The following is an 18,538-nucleotide window of genomic DNA, read 5'->3' on the forward strand; positions in this document are numbered from 1 at the left end:
AACTGATAATAGCATCCTAAGAGTTATAACTCTTAGAAACCTTACAAATGCTTATTCCTTTATGAATTTCTTAAATATAAAAGTCTTTCCATTCTCAAGTTTTAAAATGTATAGACCCGAGGAGAAACTTTTTGTTTGAACAACTGTTTTTTCTAACAAACTGCCTTTAAAAACTATATTTCCGGTAGAGTTTAAAATCTCAAAACCAGTTCTGTTTACATTACCCTTAATTTCAATAACAAGTTCATTTGAAACAGGGTTTGGGTATACTTCAATTGATTTATTACTAATAGGATTGTCAATGCCACTGAGAACTACAACTATTGAGTTTGATGGGTCGGAACTACATCCATTAATTGTTACAATATCATAATACGTACCACTAGTAAGTACTGCATACATTTGTTCTGTGGCATTATTTAACAACCCGGTTAAATTATACCACTGGTTTCCCGTTGTGGCATTTGAACGTAAATAGTACCCACTTTTAGTTGTTTGATATAATTCAATTATTGGAGTTGCTGGCTTTTCTTTAACTGTTATTGCCAATGTTGATTCTACTCCATTACCACAACCATTATTTCCTTTTACTTTAATATCTCCTGATAATGCAGTTAACCCATAATTCACTGTAATTTCATTGGCTGTACTAGTGCCAATTACACCTGTAGGTAATGTCCATAAATACGAAGTAGCATTACCAATTTGTGTTACCGAGTAGGTTATTGAATTTTGCCCCTGACAAACAGTTGTTATTCCCGATATTATTCCAGCATCCGATGGTAGGGGATTAATAGTTAGTGAAACAGTATTTGAAGTTGCAGGACTATCAGAAGCACATATTTCACTTGAAGTCATAGTGCATGTAACCAAATCACCATTAACAAGTGTATTTGAAGTGTAAGTACTACCAGTTTGACTGACAATGTCCAAATTATTAAGTTTCCATTGGTATGTTGGCGTACTACCCCCATTTACAGGAGTTGCTGTAAAAGTTATTGAAGTTCCTATGCATGCAGGATTTGCTGAAGGAGCAATACTAATACTTGCAGCAAGAACTGGATTCACCGTCATTGTAACGGTATTGGATGTAGCAGGAGAACCAGAAGTACAAGTTTCACTAGAAGTCATAATACATTTAACCAGATCACTATTAGCAAGCGTGTTAGAGGAGTATGTACTACCTGTTTGACCGATAATGTCTGATCCGTTAAGTTTCCACTGATATGTTGGTGTGCTACCCCCATTTACAGGAGTGGCTGTAAATGTTACTGAGGTTCCTGCACAGATAGGATTCGCAGAAGTTGCAATACTAACATTGGCAGCAAAAGTAGGATTCACTGTCATTGTAATTGCATTGGATGTAGCAGGAGAGCCAGAAGCACAGGCATCGTTTGAGGTCATAATACATTTAACCTGATCAGCAGTTGCAAGCGAACAGGATGAATAGGTACTGCCTGTTTGACCAATAATGTCCGAACCATTTAGTTTCCACTGATATGACGGTGCATTCCCAACGTTGGTAGGAGTGGCTGTGAAGGTTACTGAAGTTCCTGTACAGGCTGGATTTGCAGAAACACCAATACTAACGCTAACAGCAAGATCAGAGCTAACTGTCATGGTAATTATATTGGATGTTGCGGGAGAACCAGTAACACAGGTTTCGCTTGAAGTCATAATACATTTTACCTGATCACCTGTTACAAGCGAACTTGACGAATAGGTATTACTTGTTTGACCAATAACATCAGATCCATTAAGTTGCCATTGGTAAGATGGCGTGAGCCCTCCGTTTGTTGGAGTGGCCGTGAATGTTACAGAAGTCCCCTGACACGCAGGATTTGAAGAAACTCCAATTAAAACGCTTGCAGTTCCTTTGGGTTTAACGTTTACAGTTACACTTGTACAAGCAGAGTTGCCGCAGGCGTGTTCCCAACGAGCATAGTAAGTAGTTGTTGATGAAGGCGAAGCAATATTTAAAGGACTTCCAGTACCAATTAATGTACCTCCGCAGCTGGATGTATACCACGATAAAGTTGTTCCAGAACCTCCTGTAACGCTGAGATCGATAGTTCCACCATCATCTTCGCAGAAATTATCTCTACTCGTTAAAGCACTTGCTGGGGCTGTTGGAGGAGTGTATAGGCTAATTTCAAATGAATTAGAATTTGTGCCAGTAATGGATGGACCAGTGCTTATAACTCTTATCAAATATCCAGTTCCACTTGGCGTATTTGCTGGAATTGTACAATTAATCGTTCCGCTATTCAGATTACTCGTTAATGTTCCAATATTAACAGGTGATGCAAAAGAGCCAGTAGAATTTGAAAGTTGAGCCGTATATGTATTTCCTGTAAATGGACCAGTTGAAGTAAAGCCAATAGTTGTAGCAGATCCTGTGGATGAAGTAACACAATACTTGCTATTTGGTGTTGTTCCAGTTGATAATGAGCAGGTAATTTGACTCGATGTTGTTGCTGGGGTCAGGTAAATCTCTGCTCCGGGCAAACAGCTGTATTCAAAAATCGATATGTAATAGGTTTGACCTGCAATAAGATTGCTAACTGTTGCGGATGAACCAGAATTATTATAGATCACAAACTCATCAGGACTTAACTCATCTCCTAAACCAAAAGTTGAGCTGGCGGCATAGGTGATTCCTGTGATTGGCACACCAGAAACTTGACTTCCTTGACGCATCACTACAAATCGATTCGAACCATTGCCATTTGTCCAATTAATGGTCATTGAGGTTTGATTCACAGATGCGAAAGTAATATTACTAGCCTTTACTGTGGGCGCAGAACAGGTTGCACAAGCCATAGTGTGAGCACCTAAGTTCGACACATCATCCTGGTTATATTGTGTCCATTCAGTTGCTAGGGTAGGGAAACCCGATGTTGGATTTGAAGTAACTCCGGAAGTTACATTGGCGTTTCTTACTAAAGTTTTATTTATAGTAGTAAAAGATCCACTAGTCCAAGCAGTTCCAGGATCTTCACCAATTCTACCAAAAATATCTACATAAGAACCAGTTGATATTTTATACAAAGCAATAGCATCATTTCCATTAAAATTGACAGCACCACTAACTGTAGCAGTACCTCCATATATTGCTGCTAAACTGTTTTTGTATACAATTGTAGATTGGTCATTTAGTGTACCAGTTAGCTGGAAACTTGCGATAGCAACGGATCCATTATTAAATGGTCGTAACTCATAATCAGCAAGATCTACTGATACCCCTGTATTATTTGATATTTCTAAATACTTATTGTTTGATGAACCTTCAACATATTCCGATATTATTAAATCGGTAGCACAACTACCGGTTCCACCTGCCAAAGTAATTCCGCTAATACTTGGGGGCGTTGCAGATGTTTTATAGTTGATATTTGCTAAGGAATTTGTGTAGGAATAAAACTTAAAATAGTAGGTTGTCGATGGGTTTAACCCAGAAAACTTAATCGTTTGTAATCCTTGTGCCACATTTTTAACCAACAGGCTATTCGCAACTACAATGCCATCAACAGGATCAGTAATAGCAGCAAAACTTACTGTACTTGCTTTAATTAAGTATCCATCAGGTGTTACTGAGGTTGATGCATCTGTCCAATTTAAAGTAATAGATGTGCTGGTTGATGTTCCTGTATTTATTGATGTTGGATAATTAGTTGGCTCATCCTTAACTACATTGTAGCTGTATGCTACTGAAGTTGTTGAGTTAGCATCATTATCAACAGCAACTATCCTGTAGGTTACTGTCGTCCCAGCTGGTTGGGCTGGAATTGATGAGGCGGTCACATAATTTGGTGCTCCACTTACATTCATTGTAATAGAATTCCCAAAACTAGTTCCATTGGTGCACCATTGTAAGGTTACAGATGTTACAGAAATATTATCGGTTACATTTGCAGATACTGAAACTGTACTAGCAGCATTTGGTGCAGCAGGAGTATTAATAATGCCTGTGATTGTTGGTGATGTTGAGCATCCCCATACCTGACATACATACTCTGGATGATCGACATAAGGATTCCTATTATGCTGAGGTGTGCTGTAATAGATACTATCGTTTCGATTAATTTCCTTCTGGCTTACAGGATCGCTATTATGCCATGATATTAACATATCGATATACCATTGCTTATAATTTCCACCAGTGGTATTAATAATATACTGAGAATCATAGTAACCGTAAGTAGTAACCCAATCACTTAGTTCGTTCATATACCGGGTTGCTAAATACAGATATGCTCTAGCAAAATCGCCTTTATACTCATTAATGGGTTCAAAAACAGTTCCTGTATATCCGGGGAAAGTGCATGGTCCCAATTTACTCCCATTGGTTGAAGTCCATGTGGGTGTTGAGGTTTGCCCTACTACATAATTGCTTTTTCTGCTATTAACGTATTGATCCGCAGGAAATAAATGGTGTAAGTCCGTATACTGTGGGTTGAAATCATCATCTTTTCCTCCCCACCATGAATTGGGCATGCAGTGCTCCCTTGAGTAACAATCGCCTTCACCCGATGCTGTTCCACACTGATTCGTATAAATTGTATAAGTGTATGCCGGTGTTCCACCAGGAATATCAGAATACATATCCCAAATTATGGTGTTATTTGGAGCTGGCCTTACATCGGTAACTGCATAGGCATTCCAAACATCAAATGATGCACTGGTGTATGGAAGCTTAACATGTCCCGTGGTTGTGATATCGCGAAGTGCGGCACGTAAAGTTTCTCCTGATTTCCCTCCTGCTAAATCATAGTAGCCTGCTGGGATTTGAGCAATGCTCGAAAAAAATAAAAAAATCCCCGCCAATAGTAATAATCCTTTTTTCATCTTTTTATTTTTTTCAAATGTAACGCAACTTTGAAGAAAATTGTCAAATTAGCATGCAATTGATCATACAACTGAATAAAACAAAAAAAACGAAGCCAAAACGGTAAAATGTTGTAACAAAGTTCTATTAAATTGAGATTGTTCTTCGTAAGTTGACTTTGAACGGGGAATAGTATGATTGATTTACAACCCCAACAAACGATGATTTTAATTTTGTAATACTGATTACAGAAAAAAATGATATATTTGTCTGATTTTAAACTTTTTCAGTAATTGCTTGTTATCATCTAACAACACTTTCCTTTTTTAATTACTGGTTTCTGGCAAAACCAGATCATCTCTTTTAAAATCACGTATCGATCTATACTGACCAAATAGGTAGATTATTGCTTTGGTTGCATTTATTTCAGTTAAATAATAACGGTTATACTAAACGAAAACAGCAATTCTATGTACGAAAAAAGACCTACCACTATTAATACTAAAACACCCGATCTTTCGAAGATGAAGGCAGTAGTTATCGATTTCAAAACAGTAATATATATTGAAGTAGGTGCCAGCGAAGAAGAGGCCAGAAAACGTTACTCAACACGAGGAGAATATTCCAAGGAGCTGATAAAGGGTAAAAAATCAGTTGGGGTAAAATAAAAAAACAAACAGATCATGTCCTGTGATGCCTAATGATCTCCCTGTTACATTGTAAATACTGATTGTACTACACCATAAAAGGCATACCGTAAAATAGCACATAGACCGCAAGTCCACGCTGGCAAGGCATAATATAGCAGTTGTTGGCGTGTTTTTATTTACCCTTTATTTAATCATCGGCAAGTACTTTTCCCTATTCTCAAAAATTACCCATAGGTTAATTGCCAAAAGTATAAGTGCCATTGGAAGTCCTGATGGTGCATTAAATATGTGCGTTAGAACTATCCCTACCATAACAGGGAAAATAACAACTGCCCCAAGGGCTCTAACTTTTGGAAAGATAAAAAGCAATCCACCAGCAAGCTCTGCAACACCAAGCAGCGGCAAAAGCCAACCTGCTTGCATAAATGCAGTCATCAAATTTACCATCCCTGCGGGCATATCCTTGGGCATGGGCATGTATTGAAAGAATATATTCAGCCCAGAGTTAATGAACATCAGCCCGAAAAGGATACTAATGACTAATAGAATTTTCTGTTTCATCAGTTTATATTTTTAAGAATTAATAGTGCCCCACTTTACAATTTGATACACCACTGTAAACGCCAACTCCCCTCCAATTTAACGTGATCTCGATTTAAGGAATAATATAACATGTTTATTTACAGAGATGTATTATTATTTATTGTGCTGATGGAAGATTGGAACGATGGAATAATGGAGAACAAGAGGTTAGATTCTTGCTTGTATCCTCCATTTTTCCAATTCTCCATTATTCCATTGATTCGAATAAAATAAACCAATTGATATACATATTAATGCATCGTTTCTTGAATCGAACTCACGCAATTTAGAAAACATTACCAATAAAATCGCAAACTGCGATTAATTGGGAAGGGTTTTCCGAGTTTAACTTTTTATTAGCAATAAAAACGGTTGAATTACACTTTTGTTCATTCTGTGAGTTAGTTACAGAATAGTATTGTACTGTTTGCGTGTTTCCAATGCTCGCAAACCAAGGCTACCTATAAAAATAAAACGACCGAGCTGTAAACTCGGTCGAATTGGGGACAAGCTTATTGTTTTGAAATGTTTTATCGGCTTTTTTCGCTACGTTTTGCTGCTTTTGCCGCACGCTTCTCTTTTAAGCTTTTCGTGGGTTCTTTTTTAGTCATTTTCTCTTTATTAACTTTTTCCTTTGACATAGCTGTAAGTTTTAAGGTTAATACTAACCCAAAAATAAAAAATATTTCTTTTTGTTCATTCCATTTTTTGATTGGGAAATGTTAAATTTTGTTAGCGGATTTTTTGGGGAGATGCAGTAAATCCTTCGAGGAATATACCTATTGCTCGAAAGTAAGTATTGCAAACAAAGAGATAAGTGAATACAAAAAGAAATTTTTTTGTCTCCACCTAGGGGTAGGTGAATAGAAAAAGAAATTTTTTTGTCTTCACCTAGGGGTAGGTGAATAGAAAAAGAAATTTTTTTGTCTTCACCTAGGGGTAGGTGAATAGAAAAAGAAAGTTTTTTGCTTTCACCTAGGGGTAGGTGAATACAAAAAGAAAATTTTTTGCCTCCACCTAGGGGTAGGTGAACATAATTTTTTTTTTTGCTTCCACTTAGGGATACGGAAATGTAAAATAACGTTAATTTTTAAACACAAAGGGTTATTGGGCACAGAAGTTGAAGATATAACACTAAAAGAGACATTTTTTCGTTTAAATAATGAAAAATAGCTCTTAGTGTATAAAAAATAACCTAAAATTTAAAAAAATGAATTTACTATTTAGCTTTTCACGTTTGGCTTTGCCCAACTTACTCAGTTACGGGAAGCAGACAATCTTTATCGTTGAATCGGAGAGCATTACTGGTTTGGATACCTGCCCTCCTTTTATCAAATTAAAAGAGGCTGATGCCTCTATTGAGTCGAGCTATAAGTTCGACCGCAAGAGTAAGTATACCGATGATGTGCAAGCTGCCGACGAGAAGCGCGACAAAATCCTAAAGCAGCTATTCCACATTGTTAAGGGGTTTACCAGCTCCACCATCGAGCCCGAAGTGAATGCTGCCGAGCTTATTAGCCGTGCTATAACCCTTTTCGGGAAAAATTTACCCAGCCAGCCGCTCAACACGGAGTCAACCAACCTCAATGGTCTCCTGCTGGAGCTATCCAAGAGAAATTATACACCTGCCATTGAGCTGCTGAACCTAAAGGCGGTACTAGGATTGCTAAAAACTGCCCAGCTGGAATTCGAAACGGTGTTTTACCATCGGGGGGTCGATAAGGCAAAGGCAAAGGACACCCCTGCCGCCAGCAAGCAACGGGTGGATTATGAGCAAGCTATACGTGATATGGTAAGCTATGCCGAGGCACAGGTTACCATTAATGCCGATGCGAACTGGAAGCACATTTGCAGCCTTATTGAAAACCAAAACGCTGCCTACGAAGCACTGCTCCGTACCCGCAAGGATGATTCAGATACCACAGATACTCCTACGGACACCACTAAGTAGAAGGGAAAGGGCTATTTGTAATTAGGACGGAGCTGCAGCTTCGTCCTTTTTTTGTTATAGGGTTGAAGGGTAAGGGATAAAAAAGGGAGATTTGAATATTAGGCATTGCTGAGGGGGTTACGCTTAATATGATATCGCAAATTGCGATACCAAGTTTTTAAGTTTACCTTATTATGCCCATCTCCTTATATTTTTGCAGGTGTGGGTTGTTGAAATATTATGATGGTGGGATAGTTTTGGAGGAATTGGGGTTTGCTAGGTGGGTAATGTGTTTGGTGTGGGTTAAGAGTAGTGTTTTAGAATGAAATTGCTTTCTATTTGCACCAAGAATTTGAGTCATACTAGATTGAAAAATATGGTTTTTTACAACTAAAAAATGTGTAATCAATTACACCTCTATCTCTATTGAATTTTCTACTCTAATAGACTCATATATAGGAATGTTAGAACCAAGAATTTCAATAGACACTGTAATTGCATAAGGAATTTCCGTCATATTTTTATCCCAACCTTTGTGACCTCTTACTGCAAGACTAATTTCACTTGGTAAATCATATGATTTTAAAATTGTCCAATCTTTTTGTAGACTACCATTATTACGACTTATATCTTGAACGCTACCATGATCGCTACGATTTTTGATTTTCCAATCGAAATTGTTAAGTCTGTCTCTTTGCTCTTTATCATAGTTAGTTTCACTATCATTAATTTCTTTTAGAGCATAGTCTTTAAAATCATTATAAGATTCACCAATTTTCGAGGTAGTCCAATCAAGCCAAGTAGAAAAATATGACTTTGTCTTTTGTCTTGTCCTTCTAATTTGAGCAGAAAAGGCCAATGTTACCTCCAATAGAATATCATATTCATCTCCTGGGCTTCTTAGTTCTTCAGGTATATTTAACGCATAAAGATGCCCCTCTTCAGCTTTAATTGTTCCCGCATTATAGAAAGTAATTCTATAATCAGTGTTTTTTGTTACTCTTTCAAGAGAAGGTATTCCGAAACCAAAATACTGAATACTCTTTTTATTCGGATTTTGAAAATAATTATTTGGGAGTCTAGCACCTTGAGCAATAAAAGCTCTGATTAAATTAATGTTTTCATCAGGATATAATTGCTTTAAAACGGCAGCAATATTTGTGACCTTGGGTGTAGAAAAGGATGTACCAACACTTTCCTTTCCAAAAGCACTACCACCATGAAAAGTTGAACGGAGTAATTCAATTGAGGTCTCTTCATTATTTTTAATAAGAAAAGCACCATTTTTCGAATAAACTAAACCCCCTCCATATTCAACAACATCTGGTTTTATTGTGTTCCAAATACCTGTTCCAATCCTTGAAAAAGCAGAAATATCATTTTCACCTCCTAATGAACTCCAATTTTCATCTTCAAATGAATTGTGATTAATTGAGCCAACTGACAAGGAAAAACAACTTTGTGATGGATTTGCTAGTTTGCAATTTCTTTCTTCAAGATATTCAGGGTAGTTTTTACCATTTGATATATACCCTTGGATTAAATCAAACTTGATATTGCCTGTTGCTATTATGAAAAGAATGTTTTTCTCATAAGATAATTTGTCAATAATTGCTGCCCAAGGTGACATGTGCTTTGACCTAAACGGAGAGTCTGAACTGACAGAAAGATTAAAAATTTTGCACTCTTCGTTTCCAACTATAATATCCTTCATCAAACTTGCCGGATATTTATTGGCTAATAAATTGTACTCATTAAGAATCCTTAGATTTCTTATAAAGCAAGGCAATTTATAAGGTGACTCAAGTGTTGATATACCTGATGGATAAAGAATTGCTCCAGCCACTTTTGTGCCATGCCCACCACCTTGAACATAATCTGCTGTTGATGAAGAATTATCCAGATAAGATTTTGAGTTCCCTTTTATTGCAGAAGAGATATATTTATGATCTTCCATTATTCCGCTATCAATTACCCCAACTTCCACGGCATTATGTTCAGGAGGTAAGATTTCAATGTCAGCCTCATGATAATTACCATTTACACCATCAATACCAGATACTGTTTCGATCTCAGATACTTCAAAAACGAATTGATAATTGACTACTAAATCTTTTAATCCTTTCCCACTTATTAGAACCTCACATGCAAAACTATCTTCCAGTTCAACAAAAGAACTTGTTTTTTCTCCGTAATGAGCAATAAAAGCCTCGAAGTGAGTTTGCCTCTCCATCGATAACTCTTCACGTTTCAAGAGTTTTTCTTCATACGCTTCTAATCGCTTTGGCCCTCCTCTTTTCGTTATATCAGGCTCTTTACCTATTGGTTTTGCAAAGGCTATTGAGACTTCAAGCGGATAATTTTTATTGTCATCTATTTTAGGCCATTGTGAAAGTAAATATTCTGATAAAACATGCTCAGGTTTCCACACCTCATTATTTCCCTCAATAATTTGCCAAAACTCAGCAATTTTCCCTGAACCATGTTCTTCAGTAACAAAGCCATTAATCTTTTCTTCGAGAGACCTTAAATTGTCAAATGAAGCCCCAATGATAAATCCGTTGTCCTCCTCTGAAATAATTTCTATTCCAAAGGATTCTAAATCAAATTCAGCAATTATTATGTCAGGATTTATTTGAAGAAAGACAGGGGTTGTAGATACATCTATTTCGGCTAATCCTTGGGTTCTTCTAGTTGCAATAGTTGCTTCCCATTCTGATTTTATCTTGGATGTGCTTCTTTTTAGTGTATCACTATGACTTTGTCGGTTTGTTTTGTTTTGAAGAGTTATCTCATTATCACCGCCTCCACCTTGGAGTCGCGGTTTGCCTGTAAGTTTTTGAATAAATTTTAAATGTGGAAATTGTTCCATTAATTATTTGTTAATAGCTTGGTTTTCTTCTAGGGAATTTTTTATATCATCAACAGAAATTTCTTTGTTAGAATTAATAACGGCTTTCTTAGCAGCATCATTTGCAATTTTTACAATTATTGCGTAAGACATACCTGTCATTTTTTTCGCATATTCTTTTAAATTCACTTTTCCGTTTAAAACCAATGCGGAAAATGAGGTTTTAAGTAGTTGAATAATTTCTTTTTCATTTGGTTTTGGTAATTCAATAAAGTCGTCAAACCGTCTATATAAAGCTTTGTCTAAACTACCTTCAAGATTTGTTGTGCAGATTAAAATACCATCTCCATCGTATTCTTCCAATAGACCAAGAAAAATATTTACAATTCTGTGTATTTCACCAACATCATTTGATGAATTATTACGTTGTTTTCCAATAATATCAAACTCATCGAATAAAAGCACACATGGATAACCTTCCATGTTTTTGAAAAGATTCTGAAGATTTGATGCAGATTCACCCAAGTATGATGAAATAATTGAATCAAATCGTACTTTGTAAAAAGGAAGACCTAAATCCCATGCAATACGTTCAGCCGCCATAGATTTTCCACATCCAGGTGCTCCATGCAATAAAATTTTCTTTCGAGGTTTAAGTCCATGATGAGCAAGCCTTTCTCGCGCAAGATATTCTTTCTCTATTCTTAGTATTTTATGGTCTACTTCACTAGACAATACCATATCGTGCCTTAAATAATCGTTTTCAATATGAGTTGCTAATGGCAGTTTATATCTTCTATCAACAGGGATGCTAAAAGATTTTTCTTTTAGTATTTTAAAAGAAGGTTTATTAGAACTATTATGGGCTAAATTATGATCAATAATGACTTTTAACTTATCTGCTAACTGAATGTGCCCTTTTCTTTTTTCTTCTTCAATTATACTATAGGCTATTTTCATCAAAGGTGTAGTTTCATCACCCTCGATGGATTTAAATAATCTTGTAAGTAATGCTTGATTCATAATAAAATAGCCTTTTTCTTAACGCAAAGATACAAAAATCAAGTTTGATAAAGCAATGTCATCTAATAACTGTTATTAATTGCTTTCTACTCTGCTCGAAGTCTTTTACTTCATTTTTTTGAATAAAGATCTCCAGCCTACCCAAATTCAATTTTCAAAACATCACTTAAACGGGAAAAATTTTCAAATAATAATTCCTTTTAATTTGTAATCGAAATTAGATAAAATACCTAAACAAACTACAATTAACCGAGGGAATTTTAAAAATATTTTATTGATCTTAAGCCATACGCCTAAAGCGTGAGTATATGTATAGGCTTTTCCTATTTTAAGGTTTAACCCAGCACAAATTCATTAAAAAACCGATACGTTCATCAACATAAACAATCTCCCTCAATTTTCTTACTGTTTAAATAAGACCGATTGGAGTTACTAGGAATACTACCAATTATAAATATGTCCGTTCTTAATCTGGTATTTAGGAATATAAATGTTTTTGAATAGAGGGAAACCCTTAAAAAACAAACTTATGGGGTTCAATAATATTAATTTATGCAATAAAAAAGCAACCTATCAAAAAACCGCTAATTTTGTATTGATTCTTTAAAATGGTTAACTTGTTAAAAAAAATCAAAAGGTATGTCAGAAAAGAATAAAGGATTTAGCTTCAAAAATCTGTTTATTAGGGATATAGAAGTTGACAAACAGGAAACAAAAACCCAAAATGATAGTCCCACAAATAAAACTCCACAACCATTTGTTGGAGTTCAGGATCAATCGCTAGTGGAGGATTTCGTTCAACGTCTTCAGAATCTAATCAATCAGAACAACCAATCTGGTTTTGATTTCCTTGAATTCACTGAATCCCTTTTTGAAGAAAACCAAAATCCAGAACCGGCAGTATATAAAACAGTCTTTAGAATTGCACAAAAGATTGACAAATCGCTTACACCCTCACGGTTACTCGAAAGTGCTATGTATTATAAAGATTTAGTGCAACGAACTGCCGAAGCTGAAATTAGCAAGGGAGTAACGAAAAAATCGGATTTACAAGTTGAAAAAGACACTGAGAAAAGTAATCTGGACAAAGGATTAAAGGATACAAGAACAAAGATACAACAGCTAACCAAGCAAATTCAGGATCTCCAAAAACAGGAGGAAAGTTTGAATGGTCAACTTTTGGTTATCGATCAAAAATATGAAGGTAAGTTTACTGATATCGACAAGAAAGTAAACGCCATTCGTACTGCAAAAGAGCAGGTGATTACTAGCATTGTTGATATTGAAGCTGGAATAAAATCGAATCTATCTTAAAAATAAATAATTAGTGCTATGCAAACTGAATCAAAAACAATTACCCAATTGCCAATAATGAAATATTTTGATGATGCCAAACTCATCGAAAGAGGGCAAGAAGCAATTGGAAAATGGCGAAAAGGCGAAAAACCTATTGGTGCTTTTATTGGGTTAATAATAATGGGGGTTATAGGTTATGGTGTAATCAGATGGGTAATACCTGCGGTTTTTATTGCATTAAGTCAGGTTTTAGCAGTAATTGTATCTGTGCTGGCAGTTATTTTAGTTATTATACTACTGCCTGCTATATTCAAACTTTTCCGAAGAATTGTTCGCGGATTTCACAAAGCTATAATCCGTTGGAATCCTTTCGATGAACTCGATGAACAAAAACAAAAGATGTGGGAGACTCACGATTTGTTTTTAAAGCACAAAGCGAAAATAAAACAGCTCCGCACGGATTTTGAGCAAATGTCAAATGAAACACGTGCTGTTGCCGAAAATTCTAAAACCGAAGTTCAAAGGCAAACCAAAAAGGCTGGTGAGATTAAGAGTAAGATGGAGAAACTGATTGCCGAAAAAGGTGAAGAGATTAAGGAAACCGATGAGTATGTTGAACTTCAACAACAGTTTATCAATGCAACTTCTGCTGGTACACGCACAAATACAACACTCGAAAAAAATATTGAGTGGACCACTAAGTATTCTGCTCGTTCCAACATCTTTGCAAACCTTGACCGTAAATTGGCCATAGGTGCAACTCTTCTCGAAAACAAGATTAAGGATTTTGAGGAAAGTATAAATATTATGAAAAAGGATTGGGAAATGGCTGCAGCATCACGCGGAGCTACAGCAATTCTTAAAGAAATCCTTGGCCCTGGTGGACAGAACTGGAAGTTGGAATACGCCCTTGAATTTGTTGCTGGACGAATTTCAGAAGATTTGGCAATGACCGCCCAAAATCTTGAAGATTTAGAAAGAAATACAACAGCATTCAATTTCGATAGCGATGAGGCTTACGATACACTGCTCGCTATTGGCAACAAATTGGATGCGGGACAGATAGAGATTCCGAATCCTTCAAAAATCTCAAATCCGAATCACAAGCTAACCCGTGAAGAAAAGAATGCTGCAGGGCCACTTGGTGATATTTTTTAATACTTAACCGATAAGCAAATAAACCTTAATAAATAAAGAATATGGAAACAGGATATCAAAACAAGCCAGGATTTTCAATTCCAGGATTTCCTCAAAAATGGACTTTTGGATTTCAACTGATAGTACTTTTACTGATCGTTGGTGTTATAGGAGCTGGAGTATATTTCGGCTATCCATATATGAATAAGGCATCTAAGGGAAATACAGCTGAACTACGTGCTGGATTTAACAACTTTGTTGGCTTTGCCCCTGGTATCGACATGAACGGTGGTGCTAAACCAAATAAAGAATCCAGAATGTACAAAGAGTTTGGCGTTCTTTTCGAGGCAATAAGAATGGACGATATGCAAAAGCTTAATGATGCTTTGAAAAACGGCGACCTTGATTTTATTTTTACTACCACTGATATTTCACCTATTGGAATGGATCGCAGTAGCGACCTTGCTAAAATGTCGGTAATGCAGTTTTTAAAGATTGATGATTCACGCGGGGCAGATGTTTTTATTGTTGATAAATCTATCAATACTGTTGCTGACCTTAAAGGTAAGAAAATTGCCTGTGCTCTAGGTTGGCCTAGCAATACCTTACTTCATGCTACACTTGAAGCTGGTGGTCTTACCGAAAAAGATGTGCAAATTTTACCAATGGGTGATCCATTTGCAGCCAAAACAGCCTTTACTACTGGTAATGCCGATGCTACTGTTGTTTGGTCGCCTGATGATGAAGAATGTCTAAAATCAAGAGATGCCAAGGTGTTGACAAGCACTGAATTACTTCCAAATATTATTATGGACGGATTTATTGCTAGAAAGGACGTTTTGGAAAAGAAGAAAGATCTTTTTGTTAAACTATCAAGAGCATGGCTTGTAGCTAATGCTGAGATGAGCGACCCTGCAAAAATGGCTAAAGCAGCTCAGACCTACAAAATAGCATTTGAAGTTCCCGATGATGTAAGTATCATCCTTGACGGAATGAAAAAAATCCATTATGCAAATTATGGTGATAATATTAACTTTTTTGGATTAAGCACTGATTTTACTGGTCTTACCGGGCAACAACTTTATACCAAAATGGCAAGAGTTTATAAATCTAGCTACGGAAATAACCTGACCAATATTGTTCCTTGGGCAGAAGCTTCGTTTCCTGGAGTTATTCAAGCCATTAACGACTTAAAGGGTGATGCTCATGTCGCAGAAGGGCAAATTCAGTTTGCTGCTCCAACATCTGCTGATGCAAAAACTCCTGCAGTTGCCATTAAGCCTATTATCATCAACTTTGCAACTGGAACATGGGGGCTTACCTCTGAAATGAAAGATAAAATTGAAAATCAGCTTGGTCAATTATCGGTTGAATTTGCTGGAATGAAGGTTCGAATTGAAGGAAACACCGATAATGTTGGTGATGCATCGATGAATAGGGAACTTTCCCAAAAACGTGCGAAATCGGTTGCCGATTATCTTGTAAAAACTTACAATTTCGATCCCAACAGATTTATTATTGTAGGCAATGGCCCTGATAAACCAGTATCAAGCAATAGTACCGAAGAAGGACGTGCTACAAATCGTCGTACAGAGTTCCAGTTACTTGGAAAATAGGATATTGAAATATCTTTTTTACCATGAAGGAGGATACTAATTATCCTCCTTTATAGTAAATAGTCGAGAAAAATCTGAAATTATGGATACAATAAAAAACCTTTTTACTTTCGCAGGTGTCGTTGATAAAAAAACATCAACAATAGTGAGTATTTTGGGATGGGTGCTGCTAATCTTTTTCTGGTGGTTGATCCCAACACTTGGATGGATTAAATCGACCATTCTTCCCTCTCCAATAGATGTGATCTTGTGCTATAAAACCCTTTTTATAGAACGAAATCTATTGTATAATACGGGTTATTCAATCTTTATAAACATGGGCGGGTATTTACAAGCAATGGCTTTTGCAATTCCCCTCGGATTTATGGTTGGACTAATCCCATTTTTCAGGCATCTAGTTAGCAAGCAAATTGAAGCTATTCGTTTCACGCCACTACCCGCTACAACAGGTATTTTTATGGCTCTTTTTGGCCTTGGTTTGGGTGTTAAGGTTGAATTTCTTGCATTCGGTATTTTTGTATACTTACTTCCTGCAATTGCACAACGAATAAAAGATATTGAAACCGACGATCATCTCAAAGCACTTAAGCAGACAATGTGGACTCTGAATGCTAGCCCATGGATGACTCTGAAACATTTCTATATCCCATCAGTCTTGAGTCGATTCTCAATGGATGTAATCAACCTAGTTGCAGTTAGCTGGACTTATATTGTAATTGCCGAAATGGTTAACGCACAGGGTGGACTTGGATCAATGATTTACATGGCAACTTCGCGTGGTTCACATGTCGATCAACTTTACGCAGTCCTACTACTCATCATTTTTATAGGATTTGTACAGGATAAACTACTCAAATTGCTCGATAAAAAACTATTTAAATTTAAATACGCCTGATAATAATGAAACATCCATGATAATAGCCTTAACACACACAAGAATGACTATTTTATGGATGTTCCATCTGTACCTTTAAAAACAAAAAACAGACAGATGAAAAGAAATATATTTCAAAAACAGGATGATAGTGAAAACACCGAACCAGTTGAAAGCAAAGTGGTAACGGAAAGCAACGTTGAAGGAAATAACGATACATCTACCAATAAAGCAGCTGTCAACCAATTAACCGATATAATAAGCCTTGTTAAAATCAATCAGGTTTATACTGAAAACAAGTCTTCCAATGTTGTCTTTAAGGATTTTAATCTTAGCATAAAAGATATAAAAGACCGAGGACAATTTATTACTCTTATGGGTAAATCGGGTTGTGGGAAATCTACATTACTTCGATACATTTCTGGGTTACAGGTACCAACTTCTGGCGAGGTTTATATCTATGGGAAAAAACGTACCGAAAAGGACAGAATTCCCATGGTTTTTCAGCAATATACATCGTTTGAATGGAAAACAGTATTGCAAAACGTTGCCCTTCCATTAATACTGAAAGGTGTTTCAAAGGAGGAGGCTAACGAAAAAGCCATGGAAATGATAAAAATTGTTGGATTGGCTGGACATGAAAGCAAATGGGCAAAGTACCCAATACTGTCGGGTGGTCAATTACAAAGAGTTGCCATTGCACGTAACCTTGTTGTTAACCCGCAAATACTGCTAATGGACGAACCCTTTGGCGCATTGGACACCATTACTCGAAGGCAAATACAGCTGTTTCTTCGCTCAATATTTGAAAATGCAAAATTGGATCCAACGGTTATATTTGTTACTCACTCCGAAAGCGAAGCTGTTTTTCTTTCCTCGGATGTTTACATTTTAGATTCAGGACCTGCATCCATTTTACATCATTATACAATTGATTTACCAAAGGTTCGCGACGAATCAGTAAGATATTCAAAAGAGTTTACTGAGTATGTAAATAAGTTAGGTTCACTTTTGGAAGAATTGAAAAAGGAGGGAAAATAATTTGACCATAAAATAGATAGAAAGGGTGAAAGAGGATTAATTCTTTTTTCACCCTTCCTTTTTTTGTTTCGTTTTAGCAATTTCAGTATATCCAAATTAATTTGCTTTACATGGAATAAACCTATTACATAAAAAGCAATAGAAGCAAATCCTGCGTAATTAAGGCAATCCCGTACATTGGACTCATTTAAAAGACTAAGATTTCATTAAAAATAAAAAATATTTGCACATACAAATAATGTTATATATATTTGCATCGTTATGTCGGATGAGAAGAATACATATTGTAAATGTTTGTATTATTCTGCAAATGCTTTGGCACGAATCATTACAAAAATAGCAGAGGAAGAGTTTGTTGTTGTTAACCTTGCCCCCAGCTATGCCTTTGTTGTAATGACTGTTAATAAAAGACCAGGACTTTTAGCTGGTGAGTTGGCCGAAATTATGATGCTTACACCTTCTACAGTAACCCGGTTGTTAGAAAAACTAGAGAATCAGCAACTAGTTAAAAGACATACTGAGGGTAGAATTACCATGATTTATCCTACACCAAAATCTGTTGAGATAAATCAAGAAATACAGGCCGCATGGTTTAAACTGTATACAAGGTATACCGATATTCTTGGAAAGGAGTTTGCTCAGCAATTGACTGAAGATATTTTTATATCGGCTGTAAAACTGGATACGAAGTAATATTTTTTTAACCAAAT

At 36.2% G+C, this 18,538-nt stretch carries 12 protein-coding genes; 8 read left to right on the plus strand and 4 right to left on the minus strand.

Annotation, left to right across the window (positions count from 1 at the left end; all coding sequences use genetic code 11):
* Positions 1–51 precede the first annotated feature (51 nt).
* Entirely contained in the window at positions 52–4,848 is a 4,797-nt protein-coding gene (locus tag HOO91_01705) for a T9SS type A sorting domain-containing protein (GenBank protein NOU16261.1), read from the minus strand.
* Between the two features lie 450 nt (positions 4,849–5,298).
* On the opposite strand from HOO91_01705, the gene HOO91_01710 reads away from it, so the two are divergent.
* Positions 5,299–5,496 carry a hypothetical protein gene (locus tag HOO91_01710; GenBank protein NOU16262.1) on the plus strand — a complete coding sequence of 66 codons (198 nt, stop codon included), beginning with the start codon at positions 5,299–5,301 and terminating at the stop codon, positions 5,494–5,496.
* A 165-nt stretch (positions 5,497–5,661) separates the two neighbouring features.
* On the opposite strand, the gene HOO91_01715 is transcribed toward HOO91_01710, so the two are convergent.
* A complete protein-coding gene (locus tag HOO91_01715) occupies positions 5,662–6,039 on the minus strand; it encodes a DoxX family protein (protein ID NOU16263.1) in 378 nt (125 codons plus the stop codon).
* Positions 6,040–7,270: 1,231 nt separating this feature from the next.
* On the opposite strand from HOO91_01715, the gene HOO91_01720 reads away from it, so the two are divergent.
* Positions 7,271–8,011 carry a hypothetical protein gene (locus HOO91_01720; protein NOU16264.1) on the plus strand — a complete coding sequence of 247 codons (741 nt, stop codon included), beginning with the start codon at positions 7,271–7,273 and terminating at the stop codon, positions 8,009–8,011.
* A gap of 388 nt (positions 8,012–8,399) precedes the next feature.
* Here the strand turns inward: HOO91_01720 and HOO91_01725 are convergent, their stop codons facing one another.
* Together HOO91_01725 and HOO91_01730 are read right to left on the minus strand one after the other, a co-directional pair.
* Positions 8,400–10,862, minus strand: a complete 2,463-nt coding sequence (locus HOO91_01725; GenBank protein ID NOU16265.1) for a S8 family peptidase — start codon at positions 10,860–10,862, stop codon at positions 8,400–8,402.
* Positions 10,863–10,865: 3 nt separating this feature from the next.
* Positions 10,866–11,864, minus strand: a complete 999-nt coding sequence (locus tag HOO91_01730; protein NOU16266.1) for an ATP-binding protein — start codon at positions 11,862–11,864, stop codon at positions 10,866–10,868.
* Positions 11,865–12,503: 639 nt separating this feature from the next.
* Between HOO91_01730 and HOO91_01735 the strand changes: the two genes are divergently transcribed.
* The 6 genes from HOO91_01735 (at position 12,504) to HOO91_01760 (ending at position 18,521) form a co-directional block, all read left to right on the plus strand.
* Positions 12,504–13,178 carry a hypothetical protein gene (locus HOO91_01735; protein ID NOU16267.1) on the plus strand — a complete coding sequence of 225 codons (675 nt, stop codon included), beginning with the start codon at positions 12,504–12,506 and terminating at the stop codon, positions 13,176–13,178.
* 18 nt (positions 13,179–13,196) lie between these two features.
* Complete coding sequence (locus HOO91_01740) at positions 13,197–14,318, plus strand: hypothetical protein (protein NOU16268.1); 1,122 nt, start codon at positions 13,197–13,199, stop codon at positions 14,316–14,318.
* Between the two features lie 41 nt (positions 14,319–14,359).
* On the plus strand, positions 14,360–15,913 hold the full coding sequence (locus tag HOO91_01745) for an OmpA family protein (protein NOU16269.1): 1,554 nt from the start codon (positions 14,360–14,362) through the stop codon (positions 15,911–15,913).
* A gap of 82 nt (positions 15,914–15,995) precedes the next feature.
* Positions 15,996–16,808 (plus strand): hypothetical protein, encoded by an 813-nt coding sequence (locus tag HOO91_01750; GenBank protein NOU16270.1) that lies wholly within the window; start codon positions 15,996–15,998, stop codon positions 16,806–16,808.
* 96 nt (positions 16,809–16,904) lie between these two features.
* The gene (locus HOO91_01755) at positions 16,905–17,828 is read left to right on the plus strand and encodes an ABC transporter ATP-binding protein (GenBank protein ID NOU16271.1); all 924 of its coding nucleotides are present in this window, start codon (positions 16,905–16,907) and stop codon (positions 17,826–17,828) included.
* A gap of 261 nt (positions 17,829–18,089) precedes the next feature.
* Complete coding sequence (locus HOO91_01760; protein NOU16272.1) at positions 18,090–18,521, plus strand: winged helix-turn-helix transcriptional regulator; 432 nt, start codon at positions 18,090–18,092, stop codon at positions 18,519–18,521.
* Positions 18,522–18,538: the final 17 nt, after the last annotated feature.

Source organism: Bacteroidales bacterium (assembly GCA_013141385.1).
GTDB lineage: Bacteria > Bacteroidota > Bacteroidia > Bacteroidales > Tenuifilaceae > UBA8529.

Excerpts from the sequence above, each read along its gene's own strand:
- HOO91_01705 (NOU16261.1), bottom strand. The coding sequence starts at position 4,848 with ATGAAAAAAGGATTATTACTATTGGCGGGGATTTTTTTATTTTTTTCG.
- HOO91_01710 (NOU16262.1), top strand. The coding sequence starts at position 5,299 with ATGTACGAAAAAAGACCTACCACTATTAATACTAAAACACCCGATCTT.
- HOO91_01715 (NOU16263.1), bottom strand. The coding sequence starts at position 6,039 with ATGAAACAGAAAATTCTATTAGTCATTAGTATCCTTTTCGGGCTGATG.
- HOO91_01720 (NOU16264.1), top strand. The coding sequence starts at position 7,271 with ATGAATTTACTATTTAGCTTTTCACGTTTGGCTTTGCCCAACTTACTC.
- HOO91_01725 (NOU16265.1), bottom strand. The coding sequence starts at position 10,862 with ATGGAACAATTTCCACATTTAAAATTTATTCAAAAACTTACAGGCAAA.
- HOO91_01730 (NOU16266.1), bottom strand. The coding sequence starts at position 11,864 with ATGAATCAAGCATTACTTACAAGATTATTTAAATCCATCGAGGGTGAT.
- HOO91_01735 (NOU16267.1), top strand. The coding sequence starts at position 12,504 with ATGTCAGAAAAGAATAAAGGATTTAGCTTCAAAAATCTGTTTATTAGG.
- HOO91_01740 (NOU16268.1), top strand. The coding sequence starts at position 13,197 with ATGCAAACTGAATCAAAAACAATTACCCAATTGCCAATAATGAAATAT.
- HOO91_01745 (NOU16269.1), top strand. The coding sequence starts at position 14,360 with ATGGAAACAGGATATCAAAACAAGCCAGGATTTTCAATTCCAGGATTT.
- HOO91_01750 (NOU16270.1), top strand. The coding sequence starts at position 15,996 with ATGGATACAATAAAAAACCTTTTTACTTTCGCAGGTGTCGTTGATAAA.
- HOO91_01755 (NOU16271.1), top strand. The coding sequence starts at position 16,905 with ATGAAAAGAAATATATTTCAAAAACAGGATGATAGTGAAAACACCGAA.
- HOO91_01760 (NOU16272.1), top strand. The coding sequence starts at position 18,090 with ATGTCGGATGAGAAGAATACATATTGTAAATGTTTGTATTATTCTGCA.